The following is a 13,153-nucleotide window of genomic DNA, read 5'->3' as shown; positions in this document are numbered from 1 at the left end:
CAGTATATTAGCAATCAATATTAAAAAAATTAACAAATTAGAATTTTAGTATTGTGTCGAAATTAAAAATTTAAGATTTATATTAAATTGAGTTTGAATTATAAACTGGATAATTTGATTTTTTAATTAGTAACAAAATATATAAGCAGAGCTAACAAAAAAGAGTAAATGCATTTGTAAAAACTAAAAGTTACAAAGTGAATTTACAAAATTTAAAATAGAAAAGGTGGTTAAGCTATAATTTATGCTATTTTTTACAATGATTTTTATATAAAACAAGTAAAAAATAGCATAAATTATAATAGTTACAAAAAAAATTTAAAAAATTTTTAAGTGAATTTCACATACCTATGAATCCTTGTAATTTCAATAGATAAACATTGTTACCAATTGTAACTCTTTTGTAACCAAATTTGCTTTTTTTTGGTTCTAGGTGTTTACAAAAAGAAAAAAGTGTATTAACATTAATAACAAGTTAAAAAAAGTTACGAAAAAGTAACAAACACAAACAATATGAATTTTAAAAGACAATAAGGTCAATAATATATAATTTTTAATTTTATTTAATTGAATGGAGGAATTTTATGAGTATGAATAAAAGAGCAAAGAAATCAATAGTATTAACATTAGGTTTAGTAGTTGGAGGTATGTATGCTTCAACAAACAGCATATTTGCTGCAGAGAAAGAAATAGTTACACCAGAAAAATTAAACGTGAGAAAAGGACCATCTGTAGAAAATGATAAAATAGGATCATTAGATAGAGGAATGGTTGTTGAAATATTAGAAAGCAACAATGGATGGAACAAAGTTAAACTTTCAGACGGAAATGAAGGATGGGTAAGCGGAGATTACACTGCAAAAGAAAAAGCAACTGTAACAGCTACTGAATTAAACGTAAGAAAAGGACCATCTATAGAAAATGATAAGATAGGATCATTAGCAAATGGAACTGTAGTAGAAGTATTAGAGCATGAAAATGATTGGTATAAAGTTAAGCTTGATGACAATCAAGAAGGATGGATATGTGGAGATTATGCATTAACTGAATCTCAAGCTATGGAGCAACAAGCTAAAAAGACTGAAGTAAAAGCTGCTACAACAAATACAGTAGATCAAAAGAATGATTCAAATGATTCAAAAGATTCAGCTGTTAAAGAAGAGAAGTCAGAAGAAGCAGTTTCAAATAATGAACAAAATAACAACCAAAATAATAATTCAAATGAATCATCAAAAACTGAAGAAACAACTTCATCAAACAACAATAGTGGAAGATTAATGACTGTAAATGCAAGTGCATATGCAGGTCATAGTATAACTGCTACAGGAACAACTCCTAAGTGGGGAACTATAGCTGTAGACCCTTCAGTTATACCTTATGGAACAAAGGTTTATATACCTAAGTTTGATATGGTATTCACTGCAGAGGACTGTGGAGGAGCTATAAAAGGAAATAAAATAGATATATTCATGAATAGTGAATCTGAGTGTACAACTTTCGGAAGACAAAACATAGAAATACAAATATTAGGATAATAAATAGTAGAAGTCTCGATGGAGGCTTCTTTTTTATACCCCTTAAAAGCTATTTAAATCGATTTTAAGGGTTTTATCGATGCTTTAGGAGTAACTGTGCTTGAAGAATGAAAGAAAACGTAAATTTGGATAAATATGAGATTGAAAAAAAGTGGGCTTTTTAAGTCTGCTTTTTTTATTGTATTAATTAAAATAAACATAAAACAGGAATAATGAAAATCATTATTAACTATGATATACTATTAGAATAATGAAAGGAGGACTAGATATGGAAAATATAAATAAATTTCAAAGTTTTATGATTTTATTAATGGTGGCTATTGGAATTTTTATTGGACAATTTGACATAATTAGAATGTATAGTGAGTATGTAATAATGCCAGCTCTCATGATAATGTTATTTTTAGTATTTTTACAAATTCCTTTAAAGGATATAGTTAAGTCATTTAGTAATAAAAAATTTACAATAACATCGGTTTGTATAAATTTTATATGGACACCGATTCTTATTTTTATACTTGGAAAATTGTTTTTAGGAAATAACCCAAGTTTGTTGATTGGATTTGTTATGTTGATGGTAACACCTTGCACAGATTGGTACCTAATATTCACTGGAATAACTAAAGGAAATGTTGCATTAGGGGCATCGATATTGCCTCTAAATTTAATATTACAATTATTACTTCTGCCAATATATGTATTGCTTATAGGCGGTTCTAGTGTAGAAATCGAAGTACTTAGTTTAGTAAAGGGAGTAGTTATGAGTTTAATTATTCCATTAATACTATCTATTATTTTAAGAAAAATAATTATAAGTAAAAATGGCAAAGATTTTTTTGAGGAAACAACAACTTCAAAAGCTTGTGATTACCAAGGTCATTTTTTAAATATAGCTATTGTTGCTATGTTTGCATCTCAAGGTAAAGTTTTAATTCAACATCCGGAAGTTCTATTACAATTACTTGTACCTGTATTGTTGTTCTTTGTAATCAATTTAATAGTAGGAATATTTGTATCTAAAGGAATAAATTTAAATAGGGAAGACTCTATCGCATTAAATTTCACAACGCTTGCTAGAAACTCACCTATAGCATTAGCTATAGCTGTTGCTACTTTCCCAGATAAGCCATTGATATCATTAGCTCTTATTATAGGCCCATTAATAGAATTACCCGTACTTTTCATAATATCAAAAATACTTTTAAAGAATAATTTTGCAATTAATGAAAGTGTCTCAAAGTAGTCACTTTCATTTTTATTTTATTGACATGTCACAAAAATAAAGTTACATTTATCATGGGTGGTATTTTAATTAAACTGCACCAATTGGATATTAAAAATTTTATTATAGGAAGCTCATATCTTTTTAGAATGAGACTGATTAGTAGTATCACACTCATTAGGAGGTGGTAACTATAAACTTTGGAATTATTGGAGCGGGGAAGATGGGATTTTCCCTGGGAAAATATTTAAAAGAAAACAATATAAATTTAGTTGGGTATTATAGCAAAAGTGAGCATTCTTCTAAAGAAGCATCAACTTTCACAAATACCAAACAATATGTTAAATTAGAAAATTTAGTACAAGATAGTGATGTTATATTAATCACTACTCAAGACTCACAAATAAAAACTGTGTGGGAGAATCTAATTAGCTTTCCTATTAATAATAAAATAATATGTCATTTAAGTGGAGCAAAATCCTCAGAAATCTTTTCGAATATAAACCAATATGGTGCATATGGTTATTCAATTCACCCAATATTAGCAATTTCAGATAAATATAATTCTTATAAAAATATTTCTAAAGCATTTATTACAATTGAAGGAGACAAAAAATACATAAATTATTTAAAAAATATATTTTTGTCAATTGGGAACAAGGTTTTGTTGATCAATAAAGAAAATAAATCCTTATATCATGAAGCCTGTGTAAGCGCTAGTAACTTAATAATTCCTATAATTGATCAAAGTATAAAACATCTTGAAAAATGCGGATTTGAAAAAAATATAGCTATTGAAGCTTTATATCCGTTAATTGAATTTAATATAAAAAGTATAAAGCAAAAAGGTGTTTTAAACAGTTTAACAGGGCCGATAGAAAGATGTGATTTAGAAACTATAAAAGACCACTATGATGTTTTAGATGATGACGATAAAGAATTATATACTATTTTATCTAGACACTTATTAAAAATAACTAAAATTAAAAATTGTGAAAAAGATTATTCTAAAATTGAAAAATACTTGGGGGAACAATATGAAAAATACAATTGTAACTTTTAAAGAATCTAAAGAAAGTAATGAAAAACTAACTATGCTTACAGCCTACGATTATTCAACTGCAAAGTTAATTGACAGTTGTGGAATCAATGGAATATTAGTTGGAGACTCATTAGGAATGGTGTGTTTAGGTTATGAAGATACACTGTCTGTAACTATGGAGGATATGATACACCATACAAAAGCAGTAGCAAGAGGATGTACAAATACTTTAATAGTTGCAGATATGCCTTTTATGTCTTATCAAACATCTACATATGATGCGGTGGTAAATGCAGGTAGACTTATAAAAGAAGGAAGAGCACATGCAGTAAAATTAGAAGGCGGAGTAGAAGTTTTTAAGCAAATACAATCGATAGTTAACTCTTCTATACCGGTTATGGGGCATATTGGACTGACTCCACAATCTGTAAATGCTTTTGGTGGATTTAAGGTGCAAGGTAGGGATGAATTAGCAGCAAAAAAACTTATTGAAGATGCACTAGCAGTAGAAGATGCAGGTGCATTTGCTGTTGTATTAGAAGGAGTGCCATCAAAGTTAGCATCACTTATAACTAAAAAGCTAAATATACCTACTATTGGAATTGGAGCAGGTGCTAGTTGTGATGGACAAGTACTTGTATATCAAGATATGTTGGGTATGTTTAGTGATTTTACACCTAAATTTGTGAAAAAGTATGAAAATATAGGAGAAAAGATGAAAAATGCATTTTCAAATTATATAGATGAAGTAAAAACAGAAGTTTTTCCAAGTGAAGAACATAGTTTTAAGATAAATGAAGATATAATAGAAAAACTATATTAAAGGGGATTTGGGCATGAAGATTATAAATAACATAAAAGAAATAAGAAAACAAGTTAAGGATTGGAAAAATGATGGATTAAGTGTAGCACTTGTACCCACTATGGGATACCTACATGAAGGACATGAAAGCTTAATAAAAAAGGCTAGTGAGGATAATGACAAAGTGATTGTAAGTATATTTGTAAATCCAATGCAATTTGGAATAAATGAAGATTTATCTACATATCCAAGGAATATAGATAGGGATAGGGATATATGTGAAAAAAATGGAGCTAGTTTAATATTTAATCCAAGTGTTGAAGAAATGTATACAGATGGATTTAGCACTTTTGTAGATTTGAATAATTTAACTTCTGGACTATGCGGGAAAAGCAGACCAACTCATTTTAGAGGAGTTTGTACGGTTGTGAGCAAGTTATTTAATATATTAAATCCAGATAAAGCATATTTTGGACAAAAAGATGCGCAACAACTTTCTATAATAAGGCAAATGGTAACAGATTTAAATTTTGATATTGAAATTGTAAGTTGCCCTATAGTTAGAGAAGCTGATGGATTAGCTAAGAGTTCAAGAAATACATATTTAAGTAAAGAAGAAAGACAAGCTTCAACTATAATAAACAAATCATTAAAAAAAGCAAAAGCTTTAATAAAAAGTGGAGAAAAAGATTCTAAAAATGTAATTGAATTTATAAAAAATGAAATTAATAAAGAACCTTTAGCGAAAATTGATTATGTAAGTATAGTTGATAATAACACTATAAAAAACATAAAAACTATTGAGGAGGGTTCGTTGATTGCAGTAGCTGTTTTTATCGGAAATACAAGATTAATAGATAATTTTATTTATAAATAAATAGGGTAAATATAAAAGGGATATTTTAAAATATCCCTTTTATATTTACTCTCAAATAATCTCCATAATTTCTCCATAATTAATTTTTATAATCCATTTATAAATTTGTAGTTTATATAACTGGAAAATAGAAATTAGAAAGAGGATTATGATTATGGAAAAATTAACACTTAAGCATATAAAAAATTTAAACTGGAGATTAATATTAAATGTTACACTTATATTTATATTTGGACTTGTAATGCTAACAACTGCAACTCATGCAAATAGAACCGGCAACTATAGAGAAATAATGAAACAATTGTTGGCATTTGGAATAGGGGTTGCGTTAATAATTTTCACTATAAAAATTGATTATATTAAAATAGGTAAATTTTATAATGTTTTTTATATATTCACTATAATATTATTATTAGTTATATGGGTACCCGGATTAGGAGTAGTACAAGAAGGGTCTAGAAGATGGATAAAACTAGGGCCACTATACCTTCAAACATCAGAAATTGCCAAGCTTACTTTCATAATAAGTTACGCTAAAATTGCAGAAGGATATAAAGGTAAGCTAAATACCATAAAACAAATAATACCAGCAGTATTAAAAGCTATGCCAGTTTTATTTTTAATGTTAATGCAGCCAGATTTAGGAGGGACTATAGTTTTTATATGTATAATGTTTGGAATGCTATTTGTATCAGGGCTTAATGGTAAAATAATAAGAAATACTATTTTAATAGGTGTATTATTATTACCATTAATTTACACGTGTTTAGCTCCGCATCAAAAAGTTAGAATAGAAGCTTTCTTAAATCCTAATGATTTAAGTTATAAAGGAAATTATCAAGTTGTCCAGTCTATGATAGCTATAGGATCAGGAGGTGTAAAGGGTAAAGGTCTTTATGAAGGAACACAAAGTCAAAATGGTTTCTTACCAGTACCAGATAGCGACTTTATATTTGCTGTTATAGGAGAAGAGTTAGGGCTAATAGGAATGGGAGCTTTAGTGCTATTATATGGAGCATTTTTATTAACGATGATAAAGGATGCAGAAGAATCAAAGGATTTTTATGGAACCTTAATTATAATTGGAGTAACTAGTATGTTTGCATATCAAATTATTCAAAATATAGGTATGACTATGGCATTAATACCTGTTACAGGAATAACACTTCCATTTATTAGTTATGGAGCAAGTTCGTTGGTTGGTTCTTTAGCAGCTCTAGGTTTAGTACTTAATGTAGGAATGAGGAAAAGAAAAATTAATTTCTAAGAAAAATTAATAAGAGATGAGGTAGGCGATGATAAATATACTACTTATAGATGATGAAAAAAAAATTTGTGAGTTTGTAAAAGCTTATTTAGACAAAGAAGGATATAAAACAGATGTAGCATACAATGGAAATGATGCTATTAATTATCTTGATAACAATGAGTATGACATAGTTTTATTAGATAGAATGTTACCTGATATAAGTGGAGAAGAAATTTGTAATTATATAAGAAACAATTGTAAATTGATAAATGTATCTATAATTATGTTAAGTGCAAAAACAGAAGATGATGATCGGATTGAAGGCTTTGAGTTAGGTTGTGACGATTATATATGCAAACCATTTAATGTGAAAGAATTAATTTTAAGAATAAAATCTGTATTAAAAAGAAGTCATGATTTAGAAAATAATGAAAAGGTCAAATTTAAAAATCAAATTGAAATAAATACAAAAACTCATGAAGTGAAAGTTAGGGGAACAAGTGTTGTTTTAACTAATACAGAATACAAACTATTGTTAGTAATGGCATCAAATCCTAAAAAAATATATACTAGAGAAGAACTTTTAGAAAATGTAGTAGACGACCATTTAGAAAAATTTGATAGAGTTATAGATAGTCATATAAAAAATTTAAGACAAAAGATAGAGGTTGATTCTAGAAACTGCAAAATAATAAAAACTGTTTATGGAGTAGGGTATAAATTTGAAGAATAATAAAAGATATATTTCTCTAAATAGTCAAATTTTAATAGCATTTTCAGTCATAGTTACTTTAATAACAATTATTATTTCTATATTCATAAATTCATCATTTAAAAATGTATTTAGTAAATATGTTGATGAGAACAATAAGGATGAGGTAAATCACCTTGTATTTGATTTACAAAATGTATATGACAATGATAAATGGGATGTAGAAAACATAAAACTTTTAGGTGAAGATGCAATAAGAAAAGGGATAGCTCTAGAGGTTTATAATAAAAATGGTGACTTGGTTTGGAGTGTTTTTGAAGATGAAAAGCTATTATCAAATCAAAGATTGAATACAATAAAAAAGAATATGAAAAGTATTAATCAAAATTGGAATGGAAAACTCAAAGAATATAAGTTTGACATATATGATGATAAGAAGTTAGTAGGATATGAAAGGATAATACATTATGATTCTATTTACTACATGGAAGATGATCTTGAATTTTTAAATATTATGAATAAATTTATGATATTTATAAGTATAGTAGCTATAATAAGCGTTATAATTATATCTGCAATAATTTCAAAATCTATTTCTAACCCTATAAAAAATGTATCTAAAATTGCTAAAGTCATAGGAAGTGGAAACTATAAAAATAGATTGAACTATAAAAGTAATATAAAAGAAGTTAATGAACTTACAAAGTCTATAGATATGTTAGCTGAGGAACTCAACAAACAAGAACTTCTAAGAAAACAGTTAACAACTGATATAGCACATGAACTTAGGACTCCTGTAACCAATATTCAAGGACACTTAGATGCTATTATTGATGGAATTTGGGATCCAACACCAGAAAGACTTACAAGCATAAGAGAAGAAGTTCAGAGGTTAGGAAAGTTAATTGGTTCAATTAAAAATTTATCCACATTTGATAGTTCACTAAGTCAGTTGAATAAAACTAAAACTAACTTAAGTGATTTTATAAAAAATATAACATATACTTATGAATCAAAAGCTTTAGAAAAAAACATAAAAATTGAATATGAATTAAACGAAGTTTTTGCATATGTAGATAAAGAAAAATTTTCTCAAGTTATAGTTAATATTTTAGTCAATGCAATAAAATACACAAACTATGGAGGAAATATTTTAATTAAAGTAGAAAATTATGATGACAGCATAGATATAGTTATAAAAGACAATGGAATTGGAATACCTAAAGAAGAATTACACTATATATTTGAAAGGTTTTATAGAGTTGATAAGTCAAGATCTAAAGACACTGGAGGGATAGGGGTTGGACTTGCTATATCAAAAGCTATAGTATCTGAGCATGGAGGAAATATTTTAGTATATAGTGAATTAGGTAAAGGAAGTGAGTTTATAATTAAGCTTCCAGTTATGTAAATAAAATATAACTTATTTATTGACAATGATAAATTCTATATAGTATATTTAAAATAGCACAAAGAGGTGCATTAGGAAGCAACGAAGCTCCATAGATTAATCTATGGAGCTTTTTTGTACTTAAATTTGTACTTAAAAAAGAAAAGGGGAAATACAAATGTACAACTTTGAAATAAAGACAAAAATAAGCTGCGGTATAGGAGCTTTAGAATCATTAAAAGATATAACAAATAAAAAAATATTTATAATAACAGACCCATTTATGATTGAATCTAAAACAATAGATAAAATATTAATCAATCTAGAAGGAAATGATTGTAATATATTTAGTGAAATTGTGCCAGATCCTCCAATCGAAATAGTTGTAAAAGGCATGGAAAAAATAAAAGATTACTCTCCGGACATAATTATTGCATTAGGTGGAGGATCAGCAATTGATGCAGCTAAAGCAATTATGGATTTTTCAAAACAAATATTTAAGATAAATGAAATCGAGTTTATTGCAATACCTACAACTAGTGGTACTGGGTCAGAAGTAACATCTTTTTCTGTAATAACAGATGCACAAAAAGGTACAAAGTACCCGCTTGTTTCAGCTGATTTAATACCTAATAAAGCTATATTAGATCCAGAACTAGTAAAGACTGTTCCAAATTTTATAACAGCAGACACTGGTATGGATGTATTAACTCATGCTATAGAAGCTTATGTATCAACAGATAGTAATGATTTTTCTGATGCATTAGCAGAAAAGGCAATAAAACTTGTACACGAATATTTAATTGATGCATATAAAGATGGATCAAATTTAGAAGCTAGAGAAAAAATGCACAATGCATCATGTATGGCAGGATTAGCATTTAACCAAGCTTCATTAGGATTAAATCATGGAATAGCACATATAGTAGGTGCAAAGTTCCATATACCTCATGGAAGAACTAATTCAATATTACTTCCTTATGTTATAGAATATAATGCTAATATTTCAGGATACAATAATGCATCTTACTCAGATACTGCTAAAAAATATGCACAAATAGCTAAAATGTTAGGGCTAGAATCTTCTAATGTTAGATTAGGTGTGAAAAATTTAGTAAATGAAATTAAGAAAATGCAAAAAAGTATGAACATGCCGATGAAATTAACAGACTGTAAAGTTAATAAAGTTGATGTGGAAAATTTATTACCAGAAATTGCACAATTAGCTTTAAAAGATGGATGCACTAAGACAAACCCTAGAATTCCAAATGATTCGGGAATAATCGACATATTAAAACAAATAATTTAATAAAAACTTAGTAAAATGGTTTTTTAAATATTTTGAAATAAATATTGACAAGTGGAAAACGTATATCTATAATTAAATTATCACAAGGGCGTGATAATTGATTAAAAAGCAACGGAGCTTCTTAAAGATATATTGATAGTATATATTTTTAAGGAGCTTTATTTGATTTAAGAAAGAAGGTTTCAAAATGACAGAAGAAACTAAAAGTAGAGTTATTCAGGAATACGTTCCTGGAAAACAAGTTACATTAGCACATGTAATAGCGAATCCAAATGAAGATATATACAAAAAATTAGGACTTATAATAGATAAAAAAGATGCAATAGGCATACTTACAATAACTCCAAGTGAAGCATCGATTATAGCTGCAGATGTAGCGACAAAAGCATCAGGTGTACAATTAGGATTTATAGATAGATTTAGTGGATCTGTAGTTGTCACAGGAGATATAAGTTCTGTTGAATCAGCACTAAATGAAGTTGTAGAAGTGCTAGGAAATATGTTAAACTTTACATCAACAAAGATAACGAGGACTTAATTATGAAAAATATAATATTTATGGGTAAAACAGGTAGTGGAAAAACAACATTATGCCAAAAGCTTGATGATTTAGAAATAAAGTATAATAAAACTCAATCAGTTGAATTATACAATCAATCAATAGATACACCTGGAGAATATATTGAAAATAGAAGTTTGTATAGTGCACTTATAACTACAGCTGTAGATGCAAAAACTATAGCATTAGTATACGACCCTACACAAGGCGAAGGATATATTGCACCAGGATTTGCTAGTATGTTTGCTAAAAATGTAATAGGAATAATTACAAAAATAGATATAGCAAATGAAGATGAAATCGAACTAGCAAAAGAAAAGCTGAAAATGGCAGGTGTTAATGAGATATTTTTAGTAGATACTATCAAAGGCATAGGTATTGAAGAGTTATTTGAATATTTAAGTTAGCTAAAGTGAGGTGGCAACATATGAAAGGAAATATATTGGTAGTCGATGATGAACCAATAATCAGAATGGATATAAAAGACATTTTAACTGATAGAGGATATAATGTTGTTGGAGAAGCATGTGATGGATTTGAAGCTGTTGAAGCATGCAAAAAGTACAATCCTGATTTAGTTATAATGGATATAGATATGCCAATGTTAGATGGACTTAAAGCTGGTAAGATAATAACAAAAGATAACTTAGCAGGAGGAATACTTTTATCAACTTCTTTTGAAGGAGATGAGTATTTGAAAAAAGCAAAAGAAATAGGTGCCTTTGGATACCTAGTAAAACCTATTAATGAAAAAATATTTATACCTACAATTGAAATGTGTATAGGTAAAGTAAGAGAATTTGAAAAGATGAAAAAAGACCTCGATAAGATAAGCAATAAGTTGACTGAAAGGAAGTTAGTAGAAAGAGCTAAAGGGATACTTATAAGAGAATTTGAAATTGATGAGGAAGAAGCATATACAAGAATAAGAAAGCTTAGTATGGATAAAAGAACTTCTATGCTTGAAATTGCAAAAACTATTATTATAGGTTACGAGGAATAATCATATGATAAAAGAGTTATGTCAAGAGTATTCTAACTTAAATAGTGAAGAAATTGACAAAGTAATTGATATTTCAAAATCCTTAGATCTAATGGCTAACTTTTATGAAAGCGATGTCTTTATAGACATATTAACGAAAAACCAAGAAGAGGCTATAGTAGTGGCTCATGGAAAAGCTAAAAATAATTCTATTTACAAAAATACTGTAGTAGGAAAAAAGGCTTTGAGGATAAATGAACCAGGAGTTATAAATACACTACTAACAGGAGTTACATCAAAAGATATAAAAGCTTTAACACAGGAGTATAAACTTGTGAGGCAAAGCATACAACCTATAGAACTAAATGATAAAACAATTGCAGTATTGATTGTAGAAAAAGACATAAGTAAAGAGTTAAAAGATGAATTTGATACAAATAAAAAAGAATCAAAAGAATTAATAAACTTAATAAAGCAAAACAGTTTTATAACTGATAATTTAAATGCTGCTATACTTGTGTTTGATAAATACGGAAATTTAAAATTTAAGAATAAAAATACTGTAAAAATATATGAAGCTATAGGAATGAAAAAAGATTTAGAAGATGTTAAATATGACGAGATATCATTAGAAAGTGAGAAATTTATTGATATTATAAGTAGTCATAAAATAGAACAAGTAAGAGAAGTAAATATAAATTATTGTTTCTTTGAAGTAAAAACAATAGTTAGAAAATCTGAAGAACTTAGAGTAATTCAAATAATACAAGATATAACTGAATTGAAAGAGAAAGAAGCTGAGCTAGTTTTTAAATCAATTGCAGTTAAAGAAACTCATCATAGAGTAAAAAATAATCTTCAAACTGTAATTTCCTTGCTTAGAAAACAAAGTAGACTAACAGATAACGAAGAAGTTAAGATGTGTCTAGACAATGTGACTAACAGGGTATTTGCAATACTATCTAATCATCATTTGTTATCAAAGCAAATGGATAATAGTATAAGTATTTTACAGGCTATAAATTTATTAATCAGTAATATTCAAGGTGGGTATTGTGATGATAAAAATATAAACATATACATTACAGGTGAAGATTTTAAAATAAATGGAGAAAAATCCAGTGCATTGCTACTAGCTATAAATGAAGCTATCCAAAACTGTTATGACCATGCTTTTGAAGGTAAAGAGAGTGGGAATATACAAGTACTAGTAAATGAAGAAGGAAATAAAAATATTATAGCTATTGTTGATGATGGAATTGGATTTAAAAATGATGCTAAATTAAAAACTAATTTAGGTACATTTATAATCGATAGCTACATAAAACAAGTTCTAAAAGGTGATGTTGAAAAAATATCAACTGATAAAGGAACAAAAATAATTTTTAAAATTCCAAAATAATTTAATATATGTATTAATAACTATATCTACAAGGTGGTAGTATTAATTAAGCAAAGGGGCTTAAGGTTATTG

Annotated in this window: 13 protein-coding genes; all 13 read left to right on the top strand. The window is 27.7% G+C overall.

The window, feature by feature from the left end; translation table 11 throughout:
* Nucleotides 1-584 precede the first annotated feature (584 nt).
* The 13 genes from RWY47_RS06590 (at nt 585) to RWY47_RS06530 (ending at nt 13,081) form a co-directional block, all read left to right on the top strand.
* Nucleotides 585-1,535, top strand: coding sequence for an SH3 domain-containing protein (locus tag RWY47_RS06590; protein WP_150842339.1), 951 nt, complete (start codon nt 585-587; stop codon nt 1,533-1,535).
* A gap of 268 nt (nt 1,536-1,803) precedes the next feature.
* Nucleotides 1,804-2,778 (top strand): arsenic resistance protein, encoded by a 975-nt coding sequence (locus RWY47_RS06585; protein ID WP_224170349.1) that lies wholly within the window; start codon nt 1,804-1,806, stop codon nt 2,776-2,778.
* A gap of 163 nt (nt 2,779-2,941) precedes the next feature.
* Nucleotides 2,942-3,820, top strand: coding sequence for a Rossmann-like and DUF2520 domain-containing protein (locus tag RWY47_RS06580; protein ID WP_224170348.1), 879 nt, complete (start codon nt 2,942-2,944; stop codon nt 3,818-3,820).
* Entirely contained in the window at nt 3,795-4,622 is an 828-nt protein-coding gene (gene panB / locus RWY47_RS06575; protein WP_150842340.1) for a 3-methyl-2-oxobutanoate hydroxymethyltransferase, read from the top strand. The genes RWY47_RS06580 and panB overlap by 26 nt, the downstream gene beginning before the upstream one ends.
* A gap of 13 nt (nt 4,623-4,635) precedes the next feature.
* Nucleotides 4,636-5,478 (top strand): pantoate--beta-alanine ligase, encoded by an 843-nt coding sequence (gene panC, locus RWY47_RS06570; RefSeq protein ID WP_150842341.1) that lies wholly within the window; start codon nt 4,636-4,638, stop codon nt 5,476-5,478.
* A gap of 148 nt (nt 5,479-5,626) precedes the next feature.
* The gene (locus RWY47_RS06565) at nt 5,627-6,745 is read left to right on the top strand and encodes an FtsW/RodA/SpoVE family cell cycle protein (RefSeq protein ID WP_142730294.1); all 1,119 of its coding nucleotides are present in this window, start codon (nt 5,627-5,629) and stop codon (nt 6,743-6,745) included.
* A gap of 28 nt (nt 6,746-6,773) precedes the next feature.
* Nucleotides 6,774-7,460: a response regulator transcription factor gene (locus RWY47_RS06560; RefSeq protein WP_150842342.1), complete on the top strand. Its 687-nt coding sequence runs from the start codon at nt 6,774-6,776 to the stop codon at nt 7,458-7,460.
* Nucleotides 7,450-8,850: a sensor histidine kinase gene (locus tag RWY47_RS06555; protein WP_207677536.1), complete on the top strand. Its 1,401-nt coding sequence runs from the start codon at nt 7,450-7,452 to the stop codon at nt 8,848-8,850. Before RWY47_RS06560 ends, RWY47_RS06555 begins: the two co-directional genes overlap by 11 nt.
* A 157-nt stretch (nt 8,851-9,007) precedes the next feature.
* Nucleotides 9,008-10,138, top strand: coding sequence for a 1-propanol dehydrogenase PduQ (locus tag RWY47_RS06550; protein ID WP_025161454.1), 1,131 nt, complete (start codon nt 9,008-9,010; stop codon nt 10,136-10,138).
* A 187-nt stretch (nt 10,139-10,325) separates the two neighbouring features.
* Nucleotides 10,326-10,676, top strand: coding sequence for an ethanolamine utilization microcompartment protein EutS (eutS, locus tag RWY47_RS06545; RefSeq protein ID WP_021429273.1), 351 nt, complete (start codon nt 10,326-10,328; stop codon nt 10,674-10,676).
* A 2-nt stretch (nt 10,677-10,678) separates the two neighbouring features.
* Nucleotides 10,679-11,104: a EutP/PduV family microcompartment system protein gene (locus tag RWY47_RS06540; protein WP_021432396.1), complete on the top strand. Its 426-nt coding sequence runs from the start codon at nt 10,679-10,681 to the stop codon at nt 11,102-11,104.
* 20 nt (nt 11,105-11,124) lie between these two features.
* Nucleotides 11,125-11,700, top strand: a complete 576-nt coding sequence (locus RWY47_RS06535; protein ID WP_021429366.1) for an ANTAR domain-containing response regulator — start codon at nt 11,125-11,127, stop codon at nt 11,698-11,700.
* 4 nt (nt 11,701-11,704) lie between these two features.
* Nucleotides 11,705-13,081 carry a histidine kinase N-terminal domain-containing protein gene (locus RWY47_RS06530; RefSeq protein WP_224170347.1) on the top strand — a complete coding sequence of 459 codons (1,377 nt, stop codon included), beginning with the start codon at nt 11,705-11,707 and terminating at the stop codon, nt 13,079-13,081.
* Nucleotides 13,082-13,153: the final 72 nt, after the last annotated feature.

It is taken from the genome of Paraclostridium sp. MRS3W1 (assembly GCF_032465715.1).
Classification (GTDB): Bacteria; Bacillota; Clostridia; order Peptostreptococcales; family Peptostreptococcaceae; genus Paraclostridium; species Paraclostridium dentum.
Note: the sequence above shows the minus strand (reverse complement) of the source record. Positions and strands in the feature narration are given on the sequence as shown.